Genomic DNA, 25,459 nt, shown 5'->3' on the forward strand with positions numbered 1-25,459 from the left:
GGGCCTGGAACTAGCACGCATTCCAGGGTAGGAACTTTAACTCTTGCTCTGAACGGAGCCAGTTAAGGCTATAGCTGGTCAGCTACCTGAAAGGGGGGCACGAAGCCCCCGTGCTTCAGCCGGGGGTGCTGACATCAAGCCAAGTTAAAAGTTATTCGACCACACCCGGCAAGATTACGGTGTCAACAGCATGAATCACCCCATTGCTGCCCAAAATGTCAGATTGAATGACACTGGCTTCATTCACCATTACAGTGCCGTCCATAACAGTAATAGTTAAGGGCATTCCGGCAACGGTTTCCACAGACCCATCAGTAATGTTAGCAGACAGAACTTGGGCGGGGACAACGTGATAGGTAAGAATTTGAACCAGTTGATCGCGATTTTCGGGTTTGAGAAGTTCTTCAACAGTGCCTTCCGGTAGGGCCGCAAATGCTTCGTCAGTGGGAGCAAAAACGGTGAAAGGTCCTTCACCAGAAAGGATTTCGGCTAATTCGGCTGCTTCTAAAGCAGCTACTAGAGTGCTGAATTGGTCGTCACCACTAGCAATACCAACAATGGTTTCTGTGGGGTCTGAGTCAACTACAGCAGTCATTTCTTCCCCGGCGGGTTCTGCTTGGGCTTCGATGGTTTCATCAGAAACGGTTTCAGTGGCTACAGGCTCACTGGTTTCGGCAATTTGTTCGGTGGGTTCGCCTTGGGTTTCGGTGGCAGTAGGTTCGCCACAAGCCGCCAAGAATGCTGTACCACCTAGGGTCACTAACAGGATCAAAAGCCGTTTAGCCATCAAAGTCATAGTTTTCCTTTAGAGAGTTTTCTACAGAACTGTTCAAATAATCTTGACTTAATTTAACTTATCTTAACACAAGTTTACTGGCCGTCAAGTCCCATGCTAATTCTTGCTTAACCATGCCCGCTATCCCCTGCCCTTTAGTATGGGGTGGTGAGGATTAACGACGGTCTTTGAGCCAGAATGTCATCATTTTGCCTCTTCCTTTTACATCAATTACACCCCTTTCCTCAAAAATAAAATTATCGTTGAGTAGCGCTTTGGTGGCGGCGGTGATCTGAATTCTTCCCACTTCGCCTTGAGACTCCATACGGGAGGCGACATTGACGGCATCCCCCCACAGGTCATAGATAAATTTACGAGTGCCAATTACCCCGGCTACCACAGGTCCGGTATTCATCCCAATGCGTAAATTGAAGGGTTCGCCGTCTTGGCGACGGAAACGGACAATTTCTCGCTGCATATCTAGAGCCATCTGAGCGATCGCTTCTGCATGGTTTTCTCTAGGGGTGGGTAAACCTCCGACTACCATATAGGAATCCCCAATAGTCTTAATTTTCTCGAGTTGGTGTTTTTGAGCGAGTTCATCAAAACAGGAAAATATATCATTGAGTAAATCCACCAATTCCGTGGGGGATATCTGTGCGGAAAACCCGGTAAAATTGACCAAATCTGCAAACATGACTGTTGCTTGCTCAAAGCGTTCCGCAATAGAATGGGGGCTCTGTTTTAAACGTTCCGCAATAGAGTGAGGCAAAATATTCAATAGCAGCCGCTCGGATTTTTGTTGTTCAACCCGCAAAGCATCTAAAACCCGGCGGCGCTCGGTAGTATTACGAGCCACCCAAATTACACTATTGTCTGGCATGGGGGAAACTGTGGCAGCAAACCACACCAGATCGGCATCAGCAGCAGAGGGTAAGATATTAACAGGGCCTTGCTGCCCGGGTTCTGGGGGTGCTAATTGCATACTGTATTCTAGGTTGATGGTTTGTCCGGTTTGAAGGACTTTCTGGATATTTTCGTAAAAAAGCTGTGCTTGGGGGGTCGGAAATATGTCAAATACTGTTTTTCCGAGTAAATCGCTACTAGGTGTATAGACTACTTCCGCGTTAGTGGTGACTATTTTCTTATAGCGTCCCTCTCCATCAAAAACCGCGATCACGTCGGTCATGGCTGCAAATAAGGCTCGCAATTCGGCTTCTGAGGCTCGTAAGGCTGCTTCTATCCTTCGTCTTTCGGCCACTTCTCTGATTAGGTGATGGTTGGCTTCTTGTAAGGCGGCGGTGCGTTCGACGACCCGCTTTTCTAGTTCCTCTTTGGCTTGTTGGAGGCCGATTTGTCCTAGTTTGCGATCGGTAATATCTTCGACAGTTCCTTCATAATAAAGAATTTCTCCCTGGGGACTACGGACGGCGGTGGCATTTTCCGAAATCCAACGAACTTGACCATCTATCCGTCGAATTTGGGACTCAAAATCTACTACGGAACCTTGGCTTTCTAAGAGATAAACAAATTCCTGGCGGCGCTTGGGGTCGATATACAGTTGGGATTGAATATCGGTTAAATTGGTCATTAATATGGTCGGGGATTCGTAGCCGTAAATCCTGGCTAAGGCGGGATTAGCGCTGATATAACGACCTTCTGGGGTAGTTTGAAATATTCCTTCTAGGGCATTTTCAAAAATGCTACGATAGTTGGATTCTGCCTGTTTTAAGGCTTCTTCTGCGCGCCGACGATCCGTAATATCAATACCTACAAAAAAGGCGGCACTACCGCTGTTGTATTTCCGGGCGGCAATTAGGTAATCTCTGGGTTCATTTTTAATATAAGATGTCACTTCTTTATAGGCTTCAAAACTACCGCTATTAAAGAAGTCTTCCACAAAGTCATTAAATTCCGGACTAGCTTTCAGAAAACCGATGTGCTGACCAATAAATGCCTCGGCGGGGAGGTCGAAGGTTTGGGCTAGATATTGATTAACCCCTAAATAACGTTGGTTAGAATCAATCCAAGATACTGTTCCTGGGACGACATTTAACACAGCTTCTAACTGGTCTTGAGTCGTTTTTAATGCGGCTTCTGCACGTTTGCGATCGCTAATATCAATTCCCACCACAAAAGCCGCTTGATTATTATTATACTTGTGGGCAGCAATCAGATAATAATATTCCTCATTTTCTAGGGAAGATGATATTTCTTGATATGCTTCTAATTCGGGACTTTCAAAGAAATATTGTATAAAATTCTGAAACTGAGAACCCCTACCCAGAAAACCAATATGTTGATTAGAAAAATCTTCTCTGGGTAAGCCATATAAATCAGCTAATTTTTGATTAACTTCGATATAGTGCAGGTCTGATGTCACCCAGGAAACCGTACCAGGAACCGCTGCTAAAACCGCTTGTAAACGCATATTAGCTTGGCGGAGTTCTTCCTCAGCTTGGCGACGTTGCGTAATATCAATTCCCACCACAAATACAGCTTGATTATTATCATATTTCTGAGCCACAATTAGATAATGGCGTTCTTGATTGTCCACATGAGTCCGCACCTCGCGATGGGCTTCTTTTTCCGGGCGATTAAATAGGTCAGTTACAAAGTCATTAAATTCGGAACTGGTTCCCAAAAAGCCAATATGTTGATTAGCAAAAGTTTCTCGTGGCAATTTAAATAAGTCTGCCAAAGATTGATTAACTTCCAAATAGCGTAAATCCCTACTAATCCAAGAAACCGTGCCAGGTACAGCTTCTAACACCGCTTGCAGTCTAGCATTAGCCATTCTTAGAGCCTCCGCAACTCTAGTGCGTTCGACAATTTCTTGCAGTAGTTGAGTGTTGGATTCTCGTAGGGCGGCGGTGCGTTCCGCGACGATATTTTCTAAGCCTTCATTAACCAATTGCAGTTGGGCTTCTACCTGTTTCCTGATTTCGATTTCTTGTTCAAGTTGCTTTCTGGTTTCTTCTAATTCGCGGGTTTTTTGTTTGAGTTTTTCGGCGCGTTCGGTACTTTGGCTAACTTCAGCAAGTAAGCCAATCACAATTTCGGAAGCATTAAAGTTATTGGCTTCAAACCCTAACCATGGCAAGGGTTTAATGCGATGGGGACTGGTGTAAATAATCTCAAACTGACCATCAGATTTAGCCCTACCAATGCGGCATAATTTCCTAATATGATGGTTGGGTTCCATGCGGATAATACCACTGGGGGCTGAGAAACTTTGACCATAGGTAGCAATTCGTACCCTTTCCGGGTCGAAAGATTCGGCTAACTCTACGGCTTGTTTCCATAGATAAACTTGACTATAGGCGGCTTCTATGGGGTCGCTAGTAACGCGATCGCTTCCATATCTCGCCTGAAAATGTTGAACAAACCGACGATTTTCGGGAGTATCTAAACTCTGAAAATAACTCCAACAACTCAGATGACCCGTCGCCGCATTCCCGATGCTTTTCAGTTCCGTTTCCGAAACAGAAATAGCCAAAATGGGGATTTGTTTCGCGTTTAAACCTGCCGCTTGAAATTGTTGGTAAAATGCTATATTGCTATCACCAGTAAGCGTATTAAACACCACATCAGGTTTCGCTCGCACAATACGCGCAATAATCGACCTAAAATCCTTAGCCCCCAAGGGTTGATATGCTTGACCCACCACATAGCCTTCATTTTGCTGAAGCTGAATTTTGATCAGTTTACTCACCGTATGGGGGAATGTATAATCGGAACCGAGCAAATAAAAGCGCTTGCCAACATTTTCCAACAACCAGGAAACGACAGGTTCAACCTGTTGATTAGCACAGGCTCCTGTGTGAAAAATGTTGGGGGAGTCTTCTAGTCCTTCGTATTGGACGGGATACCACAACCCCACCCCTAATTCTTCTAAAACGGGTTTGACAGCCTGACGACTGGCTGAAGTCCAACACCCAAAGAGGGTGACAACCTGTTTGTCCTGAATTAGATTTTTGGCTTTCTGAGCAAAGCAAGCCGGATCTGATTGACAATCTTCAATAACAGGTTCAATAAACTTTCCGAGAATTCCTCCACTTCGGTTAATTTCTCGAATGGCCATCAACTCGGCATCTCTGAGGGGCGCTTCGCTAATTGCCATTGTCCCACTCAAAGAATGCAGTATCCCGACTCGTACACCTGGCATAGCTACTGCTTAACGGTTTATAAAATTGATATCAAGGGAACCTCCGACCTGGCTGCACCCAATTTTCGGGCCGGGGTCTAGCTAGTCTCATATAACTATATTAACCAACTATGGCATAATATGCTCTAGTTCCACCCCTTGCTCCTCAAATATTGGCCAATCATGATCTTAAACAGATAGATGTAATTGTGATCCGGTAGCGGTTTTAGTGACTTCTATTTTGGCTTGAAATGCCTCTTTCAGGTGGGGAATGTGGGTGACAGCTAAAATGCAGGAAAAATCTGGGGCGATCGCATTGATCGCAGCAATTAGGCGATCGCATCCTTCCGCGTCTTGGGTACCAAACCCTTCATCAATAATCAGCATTTGTAGCGCACATCCCGCTCTTTGTGCTAATAATTTAGCTAGGGCTAATCGAATCGCAAAATTAATCCTAAACGCCTCGCCGCCAGAATAGGTTTCATAGGGTCTAGTTCCCCTGGCATCAGCAATTAATATATCCAGTGTATCAATTAACTTAGCCTTTTTCCGTTTCGCGCTGCCACTGCGTCCACTCCGTTGGGTAACAAACTGGACATGGAGTTGATTCGCCGACAGCCTCGCTAAAATTTGATTCGTTTCGGCTTCTAATTGCGGTAACACATTTTCAATCATCAGTGCTTGAATACCATTTTTCCCAAAGGCTTGGGCTAATTCCTTATAAATTAGGGCTTGGTGACGATATTCCGATAATTCCTGTTTTTGCTGGCTTTGCTGCTGGCTCAGATTTTCTAAATGGATTCGTTGTTGTTGCAGCTTTCCTAATTGACTTAAATATTGATCAAGTTGTTGTCGCTGCTGTTTTATTTTCCCTTCTAGGTTACTAATATATAACCTAGGATTTGGTGTATCTTCCAACTGTTTAGTTAAGAGTAGTATCTGTGATTTTACCCCCGATAAATCCTGCGATCGCACTTGATTTAATTGTCGTAATTCAGTCAGCCGTTGTTGAATTTGTGGATACTGACTTTCCGCCACTTTCAACTGTTCTGCTTTCCTCACCCATTGCTGTGCCTCACGCAACCGCACCCGGACTTGATTATGGTCTTCCAAATTATAACCGCTCTCATTTAACTGTTTTTTGAGCTGAATAATCCTCTGCTGTAATTCCGAGGCGGTTTGTAGATAAATTATCTGGTCTAATGCCGACTGTAATTGTGCCACCATTGGCGGTTTGTCGGCTTGTAGTTGCCCTAGTTTTTGTTGGGAATCCCGAATTTGTATTTGCTTCATTTCTGCCCATCTCCAGCGCTTTTCTTCATTCCTAGCCAGAGCGTGGCTTTGTTCATTATAATCTAGTTCTTGCAGTTGCAGATCTAGTTGTTGCAGTTGCTGATACAGCGTCGCGGAGTGACTACCATCAGATAGCGATCGCTCAATTTGACTAGCTTCATCTCCCCACTGTTGTAGCTGCAATTCATCACTACCGAAACCCTCTAAGCGTGCTTGTAGTTGACCTCGTTGTTCTCGCAATTCTTCATAATTAGAGATTTGCCTTTGTAAGGTTGTATATTCAACCCGTAACGCAGCTATTTCCTGTTCGGAACGCGCCAAATCTTCCCGAATTATCCACAGGCGATCGCGAATTTCCTGTTGTTGGTTTTGGTGTTTACCCATTACCAAATTCCAGTGATGTTCATCTAAAGGGCGATCGCATAGGGGACAAACAGGCGCAGAGTCCCCCCTATTTTCCTCACTAAAAGAACGCCCTAACATTTCCATCTTTTTGTCTAATTCCGCTAATTTCGACTCATACTCCTGCTGTTGATGAGCCAATTTTTCCAAGTGGTTATGGCGTGACTGACCCTTAGCTGTGACCCGATTTTGATAAGTGCGTTTCTTCTCAATTTCCTCAATAGTTTGATGGAGATTTTGTAACTCTTGTTCTAATTTAGGGCGGTTATTTTCCAGGCGGTTCTGCATTTTGTGCATCGACGTATATAGTTCATCAAAACGGGCGCTAAGACGCGCTTGAGCGCGGTCTATTTCCCCCTGTATACGTTGATGTTCTTGCAGGATAGGGGTAACTTCAATTTGTAGTTTATCTAACTCATTCAGGCGCAAACGAGCCTGAAACAGTTGAGCCATTCCTGCTTCGACTTCCGGCTGTTCAACCAGCACCTTTTGATATTCTTGTTCCTGTTTATGGAGAGATTCCAGGCGAGTTTCAATCGTATCTTTATCCCGTTGTAATTGGTGGATTTTATCCTGTTGTTGCTGCTGAAGTTCCCGGAGTTGCTGTTGAATTTTTTGGTGAGTTTGAAACTGTAAACTCATCGTTTCTTCTGTAGCCTGTAGGGTCTGAAATTCCACAATCCCAGCGTTTATTTCTTCCTGTTGTTGCCGAATACAATCTAATTGTTGTAGTTGAGTTTGGGTGACGATAATTTCCTGTTGAAGGCGATCGCATTCTTGTTTAATCCCATGATATTGTTGTCGCTGTCCCTCTAATAGTTGTTCACAGGTTTGGCGATATTGTTGTTGTTCTCGGTAGGCTTGCAGTTGCTTTTGCTCAGACTCTTGTTGTTTCTGAAGTTTACCAAGGGTAGCTTCTAACTGAGTCATTTGAGCCACTATTTCCGGCAGTTTTTGTGTCTCCAACTCTCCGATAGTTAAAGTTTGTTCTAATTGCTCAATCTTGAATTTATATTCCTTCGAGATATCTTTAGCTTTCTCCACTAAAGTATCATATTCATCTAACTTGAGTAAGCTGCCTAACACTTCTTTGCGATCGCTGGGACGTTTTAACATAAACTCATCAGCTTTTCCCTGACGCAAATAGGCAGAATTAATAAAAGTATCGTAGTCTAGGCGCAGATGTTCTAAAATCTTTTGTTGTGTGCTACGGACTCCCCCTTGACTGAGGGCAGTAAACTTAATTTGCTCCGCTTTTTTGTCCGGTTCTAATGGTGCGATTTGAAAATCCAGAGTCCCCGACTGACCACGGCGACGAGTCCTAATTACCCGGTATAAGTTACCATGACTAATAAAGATAAAATCCACCCGCATTTGGGTTTCGCCAATTTGAATTAAATCATCTTCCGTCCCCGCCCGACTATGACCCCAAATCGACCAGGCGATCGCCTCTAACAGCGAAGACTTACCCGCCCCATTCGGTCCACAAATGCAGGCAGTGTGCAAGCCACTAAAATCTAGGCTGGCGTCGCGATAACTGAGAAAATTCTTCAGGGTGAGTTTCTGTGGGATCATATCGCGATATTCAGATGAAATTCCGTTTGATATCAGTTTGAGCGAAGCTCCCATAATTATAGCACCAATCAATCCTATTGGTTAACCTAGACCAATCTGCTCATATTAATTGTGTCACTAGCTTTTCTCCAACCATTGCTAAGAACGAGATCAGCAAATCCAAAGGTGTCGCTCTGAGGTCAAACAACCTGCTAAAATCGTAATATTGTTATTGTGGGCAGCGATTATGACAGGAGATTATCGATCGCCACAGGGAATAGTAGATCAGTTTCAAGCATTGCAACATCAACTCCGAGAGTCTTTCAGTCAAGGGGGAAACCTGGGATTTGATGATTTTGATGTATTAGTGATTCCATCCCTCACCTTAGATCAGCAGCAATTGCAGAAAATTCCCGGAGTTCATCAGTATGAGGAGAGATTTCTGTTTTCTCTGACTCGTTTACGAAATCCTAGAGTTAGATTAATTTATGTAACTTCCCAACCCCTTCACCCCAGCGTTATTGACTATTATCTGCATTTAATGCCCGGAATTCCCTTTTCTCACGCGCGCGATCGCCTACTATTATTTTCTACCTACGATTCCTCTAATCGCTCCCTCACCGAAAAAATCCTAGAACGTCCCCGGTTAGTCGAAAGAATACGCCAAGTCCTGCGACCTAACCGCACCTATATGGTCTGCTTTAACTCTACTCAATGGGAACGAAAATTATCAGTTAAATTACAAATTCCCCTCTGGGCTTCTGACCCCGATTTAGCCCATTGGGGAACCAAAAGCGGCAGTCGCCAGATTTTCGCAGAAGCCAATATTCCCCACCCAGACGGCAGTAAATTAGTCTGGAATGAAACAGCTTTAGCCGCAGAAGTTAACGCTTTATGGGAACGACAACCCCAGTTAAAACGAGCAGTAATTAAGCTAAATGAGGGCTTTTCTGGAGAAGGCAATGCTATCCTTAATCTCCAAGGACTTGGCGACATTCCCCCTCATCAAAGGGTCGCAAAAATTAGCGATCGCTTGGTGAATTTAAGTTTTCAAGCCAGCCATGAAACCTGGTCTAGTTTCCGTAGCAGAATCCCTGAATTAGGCGCAATTGTCGAAGCCTTTATCGAGGGAGACATTAAGCGATCGCCTAGTGTTCAATGTCAGATTTACCCTTCCGGGGAGGTCGAAGTTCTATCTACCCATGACCAAATTCTGGGGGGTCCAGATGGTCAAATTTTTGAGGGTTGTAGTTTCCCCGCTGACCAAGCCTATCGATTACAACTGCAAGAATTAGGTGAAAAAGTCGGTAAAATCTTAGCCCAAAAAGGAGCCCTCGAAAGATTTGGTTTAGATTGTATTGCCGTTCGTCAACCACAGCCACCAGAGGCACAATGGGAACTACAAGCCATTGAAATTAACCTGCGTCGGGGTGGCACAACTCATCCATTTATGACCCTCCAATTATTAACTAATGGCGAATACGATCGCCATACTGGCTTATTCTACAGCCAGAATAAACAACCTAAATATTATATTGCCTCAGATAATCTTCATAGCCATCATTATCGCGGTCTTTTACCCAATGATTTAATGGATATTATCGCCCAATATCATCTGCATTTTAACAATAAAACAGAAACCGGAACCGTATTTCACTTAATCGGCTGTTTGTCTCAATTCGGGAAACTGGGTTTAACCTGTATTGGTGACTCTCCCACACAAGCACAGGAAATCTACGATCGCATTGTCGCCGTTTTAGATCGAGAAACTCAGGCGATCGAACAGTCAGAAGACACACTAGACCTATCCCCAAACCTGGGAAAAGTCTGTGAACATTTATCAGGATCTATTTATTAGTTAGCGTTATTTAGGCTGATAATGATCACAGCTAGAACAGCAACCTGTAGGATTAACAGCACATAACAAAAATGCCGAGTTAGCGTTAAATTTACAGGTCGCCTGTTTATTAACCGTCTTTGATAGCAGGTTATAACGCTGTTCGTGATGTTCTATAAACCGTTTGATTTGTCGATGGGACTGTAGCCGCATTCTTTCCATACCTAGGTTGTTCATCGCCCAGCTTTGCGTAAATGTTCATGATTATAGATTGTATCTATATCTTATCCTATCCGCTTGTGTTTTTGATCACAGAAGCACCCAGGTATCTTAGAGTCTCAGCGAGAGGTTACGCCAAGCGGGTTAAGAGATAGGTTTTTTGATTACCACCCCAACCCGCCGGATTCGAGTTAAGCTACTTTTACCAATTCTAACTCCTGTTTTTTCTTGACATATTCAGCCAGTTGTGATTCGATTTGCTGGCGCACTTCTTGGCGGTAGTCGTAGAAGTGTTCAAAGTGAGCGCACATGACTAGATACATTTCCACCACATCCGGGTTTTTGCGGATAATATCCAGTAGATAAATCCAAAAAGTCCAGCGAGTCTTACGGACTACTCCCTGTCGCCATATCAGAATTGACAAGGCTTTTATAGTTTTCCAGCTTAGGGTTCTTCCCCCAGCTTTTTGGCGACGAGGTGCGCCTAGTTTCAGATAATAGCGGTGAGTGCGATCGAGAAACACTTGCGGATCGTAGAGTTTCCAAAAACCGTCTATATATTCCTGTGCAATTTCCTCAATGGGACGAGTAGGAATAAAATTCATCAGAGTAGTCTGGTTAATATTGGCGGTTTCTGAGCCTTCCAGCAGCCTCCCTTCTTTCTTTAAACGATGCCATAATCCCGTATTAGGGAGAACCTGTAGCATACTAAACATAGCCACTGGAATAGCCGTAGTTTCTACAAATTGGATAATGCGATCGCCAGCCCCAGACTTTTCACCATCAAAGCCAATAATAAAACCAGCCATTACCCGCAGTCCAGACCTAGTAATATTATCCACAGCATCAACTAGGGAATTACGGGTATTTTGGAATTTTTTAGTCAGCGCGAGACTACCTTCGTCCGGGGTTTCAATTCCCAGGAAAACCGCATAGAAATTAGCCTCTACCATCATGTTCATTAATTCTTGGTCTTGGGCGAGATCAACTGATGCTTCTGTCATCATACGGAAGGGATAGTTATTTTTTTCCATCCATTCTTTCAACGCCGGAAGCAGCAATTTGACATTGCGTTTATTCCCAATGAAGTTATCATCAACCAAAAAGATAGTTTGAGTAAATCCTAGTTCTAGGAGGCGATCCAGTTCCGCCAGTAACTGTTCCGGTGCTTTGGTGCGAGGTTTGCGACCATATAACACAATAATATCACAGAATTCGCACTGAAACGGGCAGCCTCTGGAGAATTGCAAAGCCATCATATCATAGGCTTGTTTTTCCAACAAATCAAACCTAGGAATTGGGGTAGTAGTTACATCAGGTTTTTCGCCATTAGCGGCGCGTAATATCCCACTTGTTTCCCCTCTTTCCAGGGCTGCTACAAACATAGGGAGGGTAATTTCTCCCTCATCTAACACTAGAAAATCAGCCCCCATTTTTTCAGCTTCGTGGGGTAGTGCGGTCGGGAAAGGACCCCCAACTGCTACAATTTTGCCGCGTTTTTTGGCTTCCTGAATTTGGTCGAGGAAGTCATTTTTTTGAACAATCATGGCGGACAAAATCACTAATTCTGCCCATTCCCATTCTGCTTCCGTGACGGCTCGCACATTGCGATCGACCAGCTTAAATTCCCATTCTTGGGGGAGAATAGCCGCTACTGTGATTAAACCCAAAGGCGGTAATAGAGCCTTGCAATCGACTAAATCTAAGGTTTTTTCAAAAGACCAAAAACTTTTTGGGAAAATTGGATAAACCAGTAAGACTCTCATGGAATGCACCAGATTAAGGATAAACTAGAGATGGGAATTTCATGATATATGAGGGTTCTAAGAAACCGCCATTTGTGCAATTTCTTCGGTGAGAATTTCCACCGTTTGATAAATTTGTTCTTCCGTATGCTGACAGGTAACAAAAAAACGCAGACGGGCTGCATTTTGAGGAACGGAAGGATAGAACATAAATGGGACGTTAATACCCCGATGAAACAGATTTTGGGACAGTTGCACAGAAGCCAGGGAATCGCCCACAATAATCGGAATAATGGGCGAATCTTTGCTGGTTCCTGTGTTGAGATTATGTTGTTTAGCGAGATTCAGGAACAATTGACCACGATCGCGTAGTCTTTGCACCCGTTCTGGTTCTGATATTAACACATTAATTGAAGCCAGAACCGATGCCGCGTTAGGTGGCGAAATACCCACGCTGTAGACAAAACCGGGGGCCGTATATTTCAAGTATTCCACTAAAGCACTAGACCCCGCAATATATCCCCCACAACTGGCGAAAGATTTACTAAGGGTTCCCATCCACAAATCTACATCATTGGGGTCAACGCCAAAGTGTTCACTAAGCCCTCGGCCATGTTGACCTAATACCCCAATTGAATGGGCCTCATCCACCATCAGAAAGGCTTTATACTGTTGTTTTAACTCAATAAACCTGGGTAGATCGGGAATATCACCATCGGTGCTATAAATGCCTTCTATCAGGATTAAAGTGCGTCTATAACGGTGGCGGCGGTCTTTGAGAATTTGGTGCAGGCTTTCCCAATCATTATGGGGAAAAGCAATAGTAGTGGCTCCCGAAAGTAAACAGCCTTGTAATAGACTATTATGGCTGAGGACATCATGAAGGATCAGGTCATTTTGTCCAAATAGGTGGCCAACGGTGGTGACGTTGGTAGCATGACCGCCAACATAAACGATGCTGTCTTGGGTGCCGATAAAATTGGCGATCGCCTTTTCTAACTCCCGATGAATAGGTTTTTCCCCCGAAAGCAGGCGGCTGGCGGAAGCCGATGTACCATAGCGGTCTATAGCATCCTTCGTAGCTTGGGAAACTATCGGATCACCAGACATCCCCAAATAGTTATAGGTAGCATAGTTAATCAACTCACGACCGTCAATAATCGTGGTATTGCTGGCGATACCTTCTTGGGGGGCAAAGAAGGGGTTATTAATGCCCAAGGCTGCAATTTCCTGCTGTTGCTGTTTAATTTTCAGGTATTCTGGATACAGTTCAAACCGATAGTATTCCGGGGGAATATCTGGTAAGGTTTGGCTGGTGGCTCTTTGGCGCAACAATTCGGCAAGCAGATCCCGTTTTTGTTGTGGTGAAAGGTTAGCGGTGCGATCGGATATATTGGTCATTAATGATTTTCCTGTTCAGACAACATTGAATTCAGCAGGGACTCTACCTCGGCATTGGACATTTGATTGAGTCTTTCTAGCAGTTGTTGTGCCTGTTGTGGACTCACAGACTGACCACTGCTGTTGGTTGTCGCTTTAGGGGTGGTATCCTGGGCTAGATAATCAGCGATCGCCTTAATAGTCGGATAATCCCACAGTAACGTCGGGGGAAGTCTACGTCCAAATTGATTTTCCAGGTCTCCAGATAAATTAACCGCCTCAATAGAATTAAGGCCATAATTGGCAAAGTCTTCATCAATATCAATGTCATCTGGATTTAACCCCAATCTCTCAGCCATTTGGGTAATTAACCAGCCTTGGATCGCTTCCGCATCAGGGGATAAACCCACAGAATTTGGCGATTTAGGTTGGCTACCCAGTTGGTCAATATCTTTTCCATTCCAAGAGTGGTTCAACACTTGCACTATTCACTCCTCCATCACATTTTAGGCTGGCTATGCAAGATTCCGGGGCAGATTAGGCAGCCCGTCGGCGGTGAATCTTAAATCGCACCTAGACGGTTATTGTGCCACGAAGCCGATCTGATCAATCCTTTGCTGTTTCTGTTATTACCTCTAACGGGCAGAATAAGTTTAGTCTTCGACTACCTCCAAAGTCCCCGCTAGAAAACCAGCACGGCAAGCATGACGTTGGATCTTACCACTTGATGTTTTGGGAATGGTTCCAGGTTTGAGTAGCAGGGTACTATAAACTTGCAAATCATGATTTTGGGAAACCGCACGCCGGATTGATTGAATTAGGTCCTTAGTGCTGAAGGATTCCTCCCTGGAAACATTGGTTGAGGTTTCACGACGAGGACTAGATTGCCGTTTCCAATAGTAGCGTTCTACTTCTGCAATCACCACTAACCTTTCTTCCCCCCCCACATCTACGGAAAATCCCGCCGCACAACTAGGACGGATTAAGGGGTGACTTTGTTCAACCGTCCATTCTATGTCTTGGGGATAATGGTTGCGGCCGTTAATGATAATTACATCTTTCAGGCGACCAGTAATAAATAGTTCGCCGTTTTCGATGAAGCCTAAATCTCCAGTCCGCAAAAATGGTCCTTCTCCGGTGGTGGCTAGATATTGACTAAAGATGGACTCGGTTTCTGATGGTCGATTCCAGTAACCTTGGGCGATACTTGGTCCTGATACCCAAATTTCTCCTACCTGTCCGGGTTCACAGGGTATCCCCGTGGATGGGTCCACAATGGCGATCGCCTGATCTTCCAAACTTGAGCCACAGCCTACTACTGTGCGAGTATTCTCGGCGTGACCGTTGGTGGCGATCGCCTGATGTTGTTCTAGGGATGATGCTTGAATCGTTTTCAACGTCGGTAGTTGAGTTTTATCGCCGCCACTGACGATTAGGGTAGCCTCCGCCATACCATAGCAGGGATAGAAAGCCTGGGGATTAAATCCACAACTAGCAAACGTCCGCGCAAATTTTTCTAACACTTCATGGGATATCGGTTCCGCCCCATTAAATGCTAAATCCCAACTACTCAGGTCTAGGGTTTCTATTTGGTCTGGTGTGACTCGGCGCACGCACAAGTCATAAGCAAAGTTTGACCCGCCGCTGGTGGTCGCACCATGTCTTGATATTGCTTCTAGCCACCTGATAGGACGTTGGAGGAACATTAGCGGAGACATTAACACCACCGGAAATCCTCCATATAGGGGCTGGATAATCCCCCCAATTAACCCCATATCGTGATAGGGTGGTAGCCAGATCATCCCTATGCTGTCCTGGTTGTGACCGAATTTCTCATAAATCCAGCCCGAATTGTGCATCAGGTTCTGGTGGCTGATCATCACCCCTTTGGGGGTAGCCGTTGAACCTGATGTATATTGGAGAAACGCTAAACTTTCCGGGTTGATGCTTAGGTCCTCATAGCGATCGCTGCAACTTTCGGCTACCTTATCTGTGGCAACCCAGTTCAGTTTCTGTAGTTCCCAAACCTCCCCAAATTGCCGCTGTAGACTCGGTAGCACAGATTCTGTGGTTAGGGCTAGGTGAGAGTCCGCGTCTTCTAAGATACCCATAATCCTCGACAGCGAGCGGTTGGGGCGCGGCGGATAGGCCGGAATTGGTACTATACCTGCATACAAACAGCCAAAAAATGCCGTAATATAATCTATGCCCGGTTGATATAGTAGTAAGGCTCTCTCTCCCGGTTGGCTGAGGCTTTGGAGATGGGCGGCGATCGCTCGACATATTCTGTCTAACTTTTGGTAGGTTAAACTGATGGTTTCAGTTTCTCCATCCACTAAAAATTTATAAGCAACTTGATGGGGTTGATGGATGGCTCGACCCTTTAATATTTCCATTAACGTTGCTGCATCAAACGGATGTTGGAAAGCAGTCATTAAGTCTTAATAAGTGATTGAGTAAGCGAAAAAGTTTCCGGTCTCTTGGATAATATAACCTATTTTAATTTTTTGGCAACTTTTTTGTTGATTGGATGCTGACATCATCTTTTCCGGCTGACCCTAGGGACTATAATTACATCCCTAGAGTCTACAGGCTTATAGCCCGCTTCAAGTTTACGCCGTTTTTTGATTAATCATTATACTGGCTATAAATTACCCCGGGTTACTGTCGGGAATTTTGTGGATCTCTCTGCCATACTTGGTCTAGGCGATCGTTCCATTTTTTCTGATTCGCCGTCGCTTCCTGAATGTATGGAGAAGCCGCAATTAGTTTAATCAATAACTCATTAACCGCCGACCAAGGAAACTTTAAAGGTCGCACAATATCCAAGAATAACACTACCCTAATTCCATCCGTTTCATTCCACGCTTCATGGGGAAATGAATCGTCAAATAACATACATTTTCCCTCTTCCCAATGCCGGATTTCATCCCCTACTCGCAGACGGCACTTTTCCCGGGGTTCCGGCACTTTTAAACCTAACAAACACCGAATTACCCCCTTGTATGGTCCCCGATGTTCCGGGATATGTTTGCCCGGCAGTAATATAGAGAAAAATGCCGTTTTTAAACCTGGGATTTTTTGGATGATTTTGGTGGTCTCAGGACAGCGATCACAACTTTCAGCAGATTTAACTCCATAGCCATATAAACAGTAGGTTTTCCATAAATTATCCGTACTCGTATTATAGGCTTGATCCGGCGAAATATCCTGAAAATTAGGCAAATTATCCCGATATTTTAACAGTTCGTCTACCTCCTGGCGGATTAAATGCCAATCCCTTTCTAACAGGTCAACCCATTGGAAATGTTCCGGGTATTTGGCAGCGTCAAAAAATGCCGTATCTCCAATTTTGGAATATTTACCAATCGATGTTTCTAAGCCTCTTAATATCGGTTCGCCAATGCCATAAATTAAGAAATTTCGCAGTTTATCTTTAAAATTGCTCTGTAACCCTACCTCAGTCATAAATAGCACTTTTCCTTATTTGATTAATCACCCATATAGTAATACAGGTATATTTAATTATACAAGACCAGGGGCAACCAAAGAGATCCGGTTGCGATGCCCTGGCCAAAGCTGCTTGATGTTTGTTGATTAACTGTTAACTTGTTCCCGGCGCACCAGGTCAGAAATATTGCTTTGTTGCAACTCCTGACATTGCCATTGTCCGACCACCTCCAGAGTTCCCGCGAGAAACTGACGGCCACAGACTTGGCGTTGGACCTTACCGCTGGTAGTTTTCGGGAGAGTTCCAGTTTTCAGTAATACTACCGCAAAAACATCCGCTAGATGCTGATCAGCGATCGCATGACGGATAGCGCCAATAACCTCCTCGACATTCAGCTTTCGCAGAAATTGCCGTTGTACCTCGTAGGCGATGACCAGACGTTCTTCCCCCTCCACTTCAATCGAAAAAGCCGCCCCACAGCCCGGACGTAACTGATCATGACAGGTTTCTAAAGTTTGTTCAATATGTTGGGGATAATGGTTGCGACCCCAGAGAATCATCATCTCCTTAATCCTACCCGTAATAAATAATTCCCCATTCTCCAAAAACCCCAGATCACCCGTCCTCAGAAACCCACCCTGATTACCTAATTTAGCCTTAAACGTGCGATCGCTTTCCTCTGGGTTATTCCAATAACCCAAACCAATACCCGCGCCGCGCAGCCAAATTTCCCCTACTTCTCCCTCAGCACAACGGGTTAGGGTTTCCGGGTTAGCAATGACAATTTCATCCCCTAGCCAACCATGACCACAGCCAACCACAGCTTTCGCCGACCGATGATCACTCTCCACAGCTACCACCTTATTTTCCTCCAAAGCCGTGCGATCGACATAGCGAATCACCGGAAGATCTGCTTTTCGACCCCCAGAAATAAATAAAGTCGTCTCCGCCATACCATAACAGGGATAAAAAGCCGATCGTCGAAAACCACACTCCGCGAACGTTTTGGCAAAATTCTCTAAAGTTTCGGCGCGGACAGGTTCAGCCCCAGAAAATGCCACCTCCCAGCTACTTAAATCCAATTTTTTGATCTCACTAGGGGTCGCCTGTCGCCACAGTAAATCATAGGCAAAATTCGGCCCGCCGCTGGTCGTCGCTTGGTACCGAGATATGGCTTTTAACCAGTTCATGGGTTTCTGTACTAGCGCCACCGGAGACATTAACGTTACCGGAAAACCACCATATAGCGGTTGAATGACTCCCCCAATAAGTCCCATATCGTGGAATAGGGGTAGCCAGATCAAGCCTTGACTTTCCCCCCTGTGTTCAAAGGCTTGATAAATCATTTCCGAGTTGTGTAGGACGTTTTGGTGAGTCACCATTACTCCTTTTGGTGTTCCCGTAGAACCCGAAGTATATTGCAGAAATGCTAGGGTTTCCGGGTTGATGTCTGGGGGAGACCAGGACTCTCCTAGCTTCGGGTTTAGACTGTCTGTAGTTATCCAGGGGAGTTGCTCGAATTTGGGCGCTAATTCCGGCACTTTTTTTAATAGTCCTTGTATATGGGATAACAAGGGTTTACTGGTTAGGGCTATTGTAGCGTTTGATAATTCGATGCGTTCTTGCAGTTTTCCTAATCCTTGGCTAGACCGGGGTGGGTTATCCGTTACCGCTACTACCCCCGCATACAGACACCCAAAAAAAGCCGCGATAAATTCTAGTCCGGTGGTGTAGGGATACACTACTAATACATGGGTTCCGGGGGGGACGTGGCGACGAATTTCTGTGGCGATCGCTTTCGCTTGTTCGTCTAGTTCCCTATAGGTTAAGCGCCCCGACTCCGTTTCTCCGTCCGCTAAAAATGTATAGGCGTTTTGGTCTCTTAATTTTTCGGCGCGATCGCGCAGTAGGTCTACTAACGTTTGATACTCAGTCATTTGGCTTGCATATCCCATCTTTTTGATCAAACCACATTTTGCCACTTCCTACCCCCCCTTTAACTTCCCTCACATTTTTACCCAAATTCTCCATTTTCTATTGACAAATATTAGGGCTTGACTTATTATATAAGCATGGGAATCTGTGGCCGCATATATATAGAAATTTGGCCGATATCTTCATATCCCAAGAATTAAAGACCCGAATTTTCATGGGTCTTTGCTAGTTTTTAACCCCCCCCCTACAGAACTTGATGGCGATCGCTTAATGATCGCTACCGATAACGCTGGGGTTGGACGCGCCCCGCATTTAATTAACCTTTAAACAGTTGACAAACCTCGGCACTTGACATACAATTTTATTGTGGGAATCTGTGCCGACATATATATGGCTTTTGAGAGCCGGGACCCCTTCGATATCATTTAGAAATCGGAAAAATTGCCATAAAAGCCTCACCAGAACTTAATCTTATCGCCCTTATCCCAACACCATAGTTCATCTCAGGTCAGTATTAGCTTTTTTATTCCTGAATAGTCCCCAAAGTTACCGAAAAAGCCGACAATAGGGAAATCGTTGTCAATAAATGCGAGGCAATGAGAAACCCACTTGATTGACAGGGACTAAGGGAAGCTATTACTATTTGCTGGCTGACTTTGTGTTTCCCGCATCTGCCCATTTTTCGATAAATCAATAGACTATGCAAATCTTCTTGCGAATCTGGTTAGGACAAATTATCTCCGTAGTCGGCACATACATCACAGACTTCGCTTTAGGGGTGTGGGCTTATCAGACCACAGGTTCCCTAACCCTGTTTGCTCTGATCATGGTGTTAGCCTATCTACCCAATCTGCTAATTTCCCCTATAGCAGGGGTGCTAGTAGATCGGTGGAACCGACGTTGGGTGATGCTAATAGCTGATTCTACCACAGGTGTGACAGCAATAGGGATGATGATCCTGTTACAGTCCGGCAGCCTGGAAATTTGGCACATCTACATAGCCGTTAGCATCAGTTCCGTCGCTAACGCCTTCCATATTCCAGCTTACATGGCAGCGATCGCCCAAATTGTTCCCAAACAGCATTTAGGTCGAGCTAACGGCATGGTACAGATATCACGGGCGCTGGCTAGAATTTTGGGTCCGACCATTGCCGGATTTTTAGTAGAAGCTGTCCAGTTGCAGGGGGTATTAGTCTTTGATTTTGCCACCTATGTACTAGCCACCATTGCTCTGCTGAGTGTGAGGCTTCCCGATCCGAAACCAGTCGCATCAAGCGATCGCAAAACCGTTAATTTTGAAAGGATATGGGGAGAAATTAGCTCCGGGTGGGATTATGTAGCCGCGCGTCCGGGACTGTTAGGGTTAATGCTATTTTTTGCAGTCATTTATCTAACAGAAGGAATGATCCAGGTTCTTTTCTGGCCGATTATTCTCAGTTTTGCATCTAGTTCCCAATTGGGGATAGTGTTATCTATTAGTGGTTGCGGGATGTTATTCGGTAGCCTAGTAGTCAGCGCCTGGGGAGGATTAAAACGCCAAGTTAATGGAATTCTGTTGTTTGTCGCCCTACAGGGACTCTGTTTATGTTTAGGAGGATTTCAACCTACCCTATTTTTAGCAGCTATTGGCGGATTTGGTTATCTATTCTCCCAGCCCATTGTCATCAGCAGCAACCAAACTATCTGGCAATGCAAAGTTCCCCAATATCTGCAAGGACGAGTTTTCGCTTTACAAGGGTTATTTGAAAAATCCTTGTTAGTCGTAACACAACTCAGCGTCGGACCTTTGGTTGATGGCATTTTTGAACCCATGATGCAGCCTGGGGGAATATTGGCAGATCGAGTCGGACATATTATCGGTATGGGACCCGGACGGGGAAGTGCTTTGCTTTTGTGTGGGGTCGGTATAATTAATATTGCTGCCGTCATTATTGCCTATCGCAGTCCTCGTCTCCGTCGTTTGGAAGCTGAGGTTCCTGATGCGATCGCTCATTCTGCTAATGTAGTTTCTAGTTAACCTTAAACTAGACCCCGTAATGCTGCCAACTCTTCCATAATTGAAGGGGGTTCATATCCTAAATCAAACGCTTGGGAACTGTCTAGGGATGTATCGGGAGAACGGGGTGCGATCGATTTAACATCCTGTTGCTTTCCTGGCGTAATTCTATCCGCTGGTAAATCTAGCACCTGCGCCATTAGCAAGCCAAACTCATAGCGAGATATCCTCTGTTTTCCCCCTAGGTGTAATATCCCATTAACCTTTTTTTCAATCGCTAACAGTAACCCCCTAGCCGCAGTCGTGCCGCTAACTGGCGTGCGAAATTCATCCTCAAACAGGTTGAGGCAATTTCCCGATTTTAGCGTTTTGATAAATCCCTGGATAAAACTACCCCCATGAGGCGAGGCTATCCCATACATTAAAGGCATTCGACAGATAGCAGCTTTCGGATATCTGGCTAATATTTCCCCTTCCGCTTTCACTTTCTGTCCCCCATAAGTGTTAATCGGACAAACTAGATCAGTTTCTCGATACGGAGGGTTTAAACCATCAAATACTAGGTCAGTCGAAGTAAACACATAAGGAATTCCCGCCGCGCCGCACAAACTCGCCATATCCCCAGCCGCCACCACGTTAATTTTATGAGATATATCCGGGTTCTCTTCGCAAAAATTCGGTTTTGAAGCCGCCGCTGCATGAATGACCGCATCAGGTTTTATTTCTTCCCATACCTGCTTTAAGTCTCCTAATACCGTCAAATCAGTTTTGATAAATTTTACACCACTATCTGTCACCGGACTGGAATTATACGTTCCGTAAACCTCCCATTCAGATTTGGCTACCTGGCATATATTCCAACCCAAGAAACCGCTCGCACCTGTGACTAACAGTTTTGGAATCATCGCTTTTTATTGTATGGCTTTTGCTTCTGTTATCTTCCCGCCTAGTGGTCGATACTTTTGGGGATAATCCTATATATATGTCGCCACAGATTCCCATGCTTCTATAATAGGTCAAGTTCCAGGGTTTGTCAATACTAAATCATCATTTATTTTCCATTCATTGATATGGGGAAAATTACTTAGTTTTTTATGCCCCTAACCGCCAGATGAGCCATAACTCACAAAATGGCGTTTTTGTCAATAGCCAGATTTTGAGCCGTCCATTTTAGCCCCAAAACTCGTGCATCGTGATTTTAAGTTTTAGCCAGAGAATATTGATAATCCGCGATATAATAAGGGTTGTAGCCTCTTTTTTGGCGTAAAAACACAAGAAGCCCTTGGATGCGATTATTTATAGCATACCAAAACCCCTATAAATTCGTCAAGTGTTTGAGAGATATTCTCAATAAAATTTTAACAATTCTTAACATACTTTTAAAATTCAAAACCTTGGAAATTTATCTATCAGCAAAACTTAACTATGCTCGATGATATAAGGGGATAGGTGAGGGGGGCGGGTTTGTTAATATCGCAGTAAGTTTCATTAACTGTGGAACCCGCCATTAAAGTAGAATTGAGAATTGATAACTAAACCCTAGCCCTAACTACTTGTTGTAATACAGCTTCAAACATTTTAATGCCATCAGTATTACCCAACATAGGGTCAGCAGCTCTTTCGGGGTGAGGCATCATACCGACCACAGTACCGGATTGGTTACAAATTCCGGCAATATTATTGAGAGAACCGTTAGGGTTATCGCCTTCATAGCGGAACACGACCTGGTTATTATCTTCTAATTGTGCCAGAGTTTTTTCGTCGGCATAGTAACAACCCTCACCGTGAGCAATAGGAAGAGTAATCACCTCATTAGGTTGATATTTTCTAGTCCAGGGAGTTTTATTATTGACAACTCTGATGGGAACGCGATCGCAAATAAAATGCAGATCCCGATTGCGAACCAAAGCCCCAGGTAAAAGTCCGGCTTCGGTTAAAACTTGGAAACCATTACAGATACCGATCGCGAATTTACCAGCATTTACATGGTCAATAGTAGCGCGAATAATGGGAGAAAAACGGGCGATCGCACCACAGCGCAGATAATCACCATAACTAAACCCGCCGGGAATGACTACCACATCAATATCAGAAAGGTCTGTATCTTGGTGCCACACCATGCGGGTGGGTTTGTTTAAAAGTCCCTGTGTCACCCAGGCGACATCGCGATCGCAGTTAGAACCAGGGAAAACTAGGATACCAAATTTCATATCTAATGGGCTGTAGTGGTTGCAGTTTCCGATAGGGGGGTTAAATCAAAACGATAGGTTTCGATGACCGGGTTGGCTAAAATGCGATCGCAAATTTGATCAATTTGCTGGACTGCTTCCGCTTCGTCCGCCGCCTGGAGTGTCACCTCTATATATTTACCAATTCGGATTTGTTCGACATTTTGATATCCCATCTGCTGAACGCCGGAACGAACCGCCGTCCCGGCTGGGTCTAACACTGAAGGACGAAGGGTGACGTAAACTTTAGCTTGAAATGTTTGTGCCACAAAACTACCCATACTGCTTAACTAACAAATCTTATTATCCACCAAACCCGGATCACAAGAAACATCTACGAATTATCAACTGCAACAAGACTCTAGTTGGCTTCTGGCAGGTGTCACAAAATCTTCATACACATGACACAGGGCTGTAACAAGGCCTGACTATTCTTAACACTGTAAGCAAGCAAGTTTAGTAACTCGCTCCTCACACCATCATCCTTTGTAGTTCCACCGCCACCGCGTCGGTGGATTTTTTTTGGCTTTATGGTTGATTTTTTGTTCAATTTTTAAAAAAATGTACAGCCAGGGTGGCTGGGGGGGGTTGACAGGCGACGGGAACTCATGCTATATTATTGACATATTTTTATATAATTGGATATTTGCAAAAATAAAAAAATTGAATATATTTCCATTTTCTAAAATAATACCATAAGTCAACCCAAAAAGCAAGGGAACCCCCAAAACAGAAATTTTTTGTAACATTTATTAATTTTTTGTTACAAAACTTAACATAATTCGGTTCCCACTGGTAAGGGGATATACTATTGTGTGAGCGCATAAATGGAGGAAAAACAACGGTTTACACACGCCCCTTAGCCCGTCTAATCGAACAGTTCCAGAGGCTGCCCGGTATTGGCCCCAAAACTGCCCAAAGACTTGCCCTTCATATTATCAAACGGCCAGAGGAAGAAGTACAGGCTTTAGCGAGGGCGTTGTTGGAAGCGAAAAAACAGGTAGGTTTGTGTCAGGTATGTTTTCACCTGTCAGCGGAACCTGTTTGCGAAATTTGCCGTAATCCGCAACGCGATCGCGAAACGATATGTGTAGTTAGCGACTCACGGGATGTAATTGCGTTAGAGAAGACTCGTGAATATAGAGGATTGTATCATGTTTTGGGGGGAGTAATTTCCCCGATGGATGGAATTGGACCAGAACAACTAACAGTTCAACCCCTAGTGAGGCGGGTTAGTCAACAACAGGTTAAGGAAGTGATTATCGCGGTTAACCCAAGCGTGGAAGGGGAAACGACGACATTATATTTAGGCCAATTACTGAAGCCTTTTACGAGGGTAACTCGTATTGCTTTTGGTTTACCTGTGGGTGGAGATTTAGAATATGCTGATGAAGTGACCTTAGCGCGGGCGTTAGAAGGGAGACGGGAGTTAGATTAATTAAGGGTTTGAGATTTCTAGTGTTTAAAGATAAGTTGTGATTAGAGCAGCTATAAGTGAAACCTATTGGATGTAACTGTGACAGTTATCACCAGCTATAAGTGTTTTAACTCACCAAATTACATCTGTATAATCACTGATGGTGGGAGAGCAGATCACGGATCTAATCTGAGAAATGGAGGATGATAAAAGTGTCGAGTTCAAAACGCACTTATGTCTCCAGTCAAACTACTTCCCGGCGCACTCTCCGAAATCACTGCATCGGTAACTGAAACCAGAGCGCTGACTAAAGCCGATCGCTATGGTCTAATGGCAGCGGTACTAGATGAATCCTTAGAAAAAGAAGAACTACGATCCATAGATCGCCTATTGTACTCAATTCGGCGGGGACGGGTCCGGCTAGTAGACGAAATATAAGTAACGGTATGAATAAATCGAGTCGATCAACAGAATGAACTCGACAGCCTTCTGTTTATCCCAGGAGAGTCCGCATAGCGCGGACTCTTTTTGTTCTGCGAAATCAGTAGCGGGGTACGGTATCATCAACGATTACAGAGTAAGCATCAATGCCCCCGGTAATATTTTTAACATTAGTAAAACCCTGTTGAATGAGCCACTGACCCATTTGGGCTGAACGTCTGCCATGATGACACATTACCCAAGTTTCCTTATGGAGGTCAAGTTCAGAGAAAATGGACTCTGACCACTGCTGATGTTCACTCAAGGGGTAATTGACAAAACCATCAATACTAGCGATCGCCAATTCTTGAGGTTCTCGAACATCAATAAGCTGCACCTCTTGGGTAGGCTTTTGTAGGTAATCAGCAACGGTCTTGACATCAATTTCAGGTAAGTAAAAAAATTGAACCGACATATAACTAAGGTATTTTTAGTTCCTGTATCAATTTCAATAATTATGGCAGATTCTGGAGAAGGTTGCCGAAAAGTTGTAGAGGCGGGCCCTGTAGGGGCGGGTGCGCGATCAGCCACAGCACACAGGATAGGACTGCTACACCCGCCCCGGTGCTAAAGCCAGCCACAGCACACAGGATAAGACTG

General features: G+C 44.5%; 18 protein-coding genes. 4 read left to right on the forward strand and 14 right to left on the reverse strand.

Annotated features, from left to right (window positions below):
• Positions 1-151: 151 nt before the first annotated feature.
• The 3 genes from P5683_RS07810 to P5683_RS07820 form a co-directional block, all read right to left on the reverse strand.
• Positions 152-787, reverse strand: a complete 636-nt coding sequence (locus tag P5683_RS07810; protein WP_228116464.1) for a fasciclin domain-containing protein — start codon at positions 785-787, stop codon at positions 152-154.
• A 163-nt stretch (positions 788-950) separates the two neighbouring features.
• Entirely contained in the window at positions 951-4,943 is a 3,993-nt protein-coding gene (locus P5683_RS07815) for a transporter substrate-binding protein (protein ID WP_315639604.1), read from the reverse strand.
• Between the two features lie 168 nt (positions 4,944-5,111).
• Positions 5,112-8,192 carry an AAA family ATPase gene (locus P5683_RS07820; RefSeq protein WP_035759877.1) on the reverse strand — a complete coding sequence of 1,027 codons (3,081 nt, stop codon included), beginning with the start codon at positions 8,190-8,192 and terminating at the stop codon, positions 5,112-5,114.
• A 226-nt stretch (positions 8,193-8,418) separates the two neighbouring features.
• Between P5683_RS07820 and P5683_RS07825 the strand changes: the two genes are divergently transcribed.
• Positions 8,419-10,029 carry a peptide ligase PGM1-related protein gene (locus tag P5683_RS07825; RefSeq protein ID WP_006621729.1) on the forward strand — a complete coding sequence of 537 codons (1,611 nt, stop codon included), beginning with the start codon at positions 8,419-8,421 and terminating at the stop codon, positions 10,027-10,029.
• Positions 10,030-10,035: 6 nt separating this feature from the next.
• Here the strand turns inward: P5683_RS07825 and P5683_RS07830 are convergent, their stop codons facing one another.
• The 7 genes from P5683_RS07830 to P5683_RS07860 all read right to left on the reverse strand — a co-directional run bounded on the left by P5683_RS07830 (position 10,036) and on the right by P5683_RS07860 (position 18,740).
• Positions 10,036-10,245, reverse strand: a complete 210-nt coding sequence (locus P5683_RS07830) for a DUF6464 family protein (RefSeq protein WP_006667943.1) — start codon at positions 10,243-10,245, stop codon at positions 10,036-10,038.
• A gap of 173 nt (positions 10,246-10,418) precedes the next feature.
• The gene (locus tag P5683_RS07835; protein ID WP_187758109.1) at positions 10,419-11,993 is read right to left on the reverse strand and encodes a B12-binding domain-containing radical SAM protein; all 1,575 of its coding nucleotides are present in this window, start codon (positions 11,991-11,993) and stop codon (positions 10,419-10,421) included.
• Positions 11,994-12,050: 57 nt separating this feature from the next.
• A complete protein-coding gene (locus tag P5683_RS07840; RefSeq protein ID WP_006621726.1) occupies positions 12,051-13,373 on the reverse strand; it encodes an aminotransferase class I/II-fold pyridoxal phosphate-dependent enzyme in 1,323 nt (440 codons plus the stop codon).
• Positions 13,373-13,837 (reverse strand): acyl carrier protein, encoded by a 465-nt coding sequence (locus tag P5683_RS07845; protein WP_315639602.1) that lies wholly within the window; start codon positions 13,835-13,837, stop codon positions 13,373-13,375. The genes P5683_RS07840 and P5683_RS07845 overlap by 1 nt, the downstream gene beginning before the upstream one ends.
• 168 nt (positions 13,838-14,005) lie before the next feature.
• Complete coding sequence (locus P5683_RS07850; protein WP_006621724.1) at positions 14,006-15,787, reverse strand: fatty acyl-AMP ligase; 1,782 nt, start codon at positions 15,785-15,787, stop codon at positions 14,006-14,008.
• Positions 15,788-16,013: 226 nt separating this feature from the next.
• Positions 16,014-16,820, reverse strand: a complete 807-nt coding sequence (locus tag P5683_RS07855) for an aspartyl/asparaginyl beta-hydroxylase domain-containing protein (protein ID WP_006621723.1) — start codon at positions 16,818-16,820, stop codon at positions 16,014-16,016.
• Positions 16,821-16,949: 129 nt separating this feature from the next.
• Positions 16,950-18,740, reverse strand: a complete 1,791-nt coding sequence (locus P5683_RS07860; RefSeq protein WP_008056975.1) for a fatty acyl-AMP ligase — start codon at positions 18,738-18,740, stop codon at positions 16,950-16,952.
• 698 nt (positions 18,741-19,438) lie between these two features.
• On the opposite strand from P5683_RS07860, the gene P5683_RS07865 reads away from it, so the two are divergent.
• On the forward strand, positions 19,439-20,755 hold the full coding sequence (locus P5683_RS07865) for an MFS transporter (protein WP_006621720.1): 1,317 nt from the start codon (positions 19,439-19,441) through the stop codon (positions 20,753-20,755).
• A 2-nt stretch (positions 20,756-20,757) separates the two neighbouring features.
• On the opposite strand, the gene P5683_RS07870 is transcribed toward P5683_RS07865, so the two are convergent.
• The 3 genes from P5683_RS07870 to purS form a co-directional block, all read right to left on the reverse strand.
• A complete protein-coding gene (locus P5683_RS07870) occupies positions 20,758-21,639 on the reverse strand; it encodes an NAD(P)-dependent oxidoreductase (RefSeq protein ID WP_006621719.1) in 882 nt (293 codons plus the stop codon).
• A 627-nt stretch (positions 21,640-22,266) separates the two neighbouring features.
• Positions 22,267-22,944 (reverse strand): phosphoribosylformylglycinamidine synthase subunit PurQ, encoded by a 678-nt coding sequence (purQ, locus tag P5683_RS07875; RefSeq protein ID WP_006621717.1) that lies wholly within the window; start codon positions 22,942-22,944, stop codon positions 22,267-22,269.
• Between the two features lie 2 nt (positions 22,945-22,946).
• Positions 22,947-23,243, reverse strand: a complete 297-nt coding sequence (purS, locus tag P5683_RS07880) for a phosphoribosylformylglycinamidine synthase subunit PurS (protein ID WP_006621716.1) — start codon at positions 23,241-23,243, stop codon at positions 22,947-22,949.
• 530 nt (positions 23,244-23,773) lie between these two features.
• On the opposite strand from purS, the gene recR reads away from it, so the two are divergent.
• Together recR and P5683_RS07890 are read left to right on the forward strand one after the other, a co-directional pair.
• The gene (gene recR / locus P5683_RS07885; RefSeq protein ID WP_006667941.1) at positions 23,774-24,400 is read left to right on the forward strand and encodes a recombination mediator RecR; all 627 of its coding nucleotides are present in this window, start codon (positions 23,774-23,776) and stop codon (positions 24,398-24,400) included.
• A gap of 213 nt (positions 24,401-24,613) precedes the next feature.
• On the forward strand, positions 24,614-24,817 hold the full coding sequence (locus tag P5683_RS07890; protein ID WP_006621713.1) for a hypothetical protein: 204 nt from the start codon (positions 24,614-24,616) through the stop codon (positions 24,815-24,817).
• A gap of 103 nt (positions 24,818-24,920) precedes the next feature.
• Here the strand turns inward: P5683_RS07890 and P5683_RS07895 are convergent, their stop codons facing one another.
• Positions 24,921-25,274 carry a rhodanese-like domain-containing protein gene (locus P5683_RS07895; protein WP_006621712.1) on the reverse strand — a complete coding sequence of 118 codons (354 nt, stop codon included), beginning with the start codon at positions 25,272-25,274 and terminating at the stop codon, positions 24,921-24,923.
• Positions 25,275-25,459 lie beyond the last annotated feature (185 nt).

The organism is Limnospira sp. PMC 1279.21 (genome assembly GCF_032349615.1).
GTDB classification, from domain to species: Bacteria; Cyanobacteriota; Cyanobacteriia; order Cyanobacteriales; family Microcoleaceae; genus Limnospira; species Limnospira fusiformis.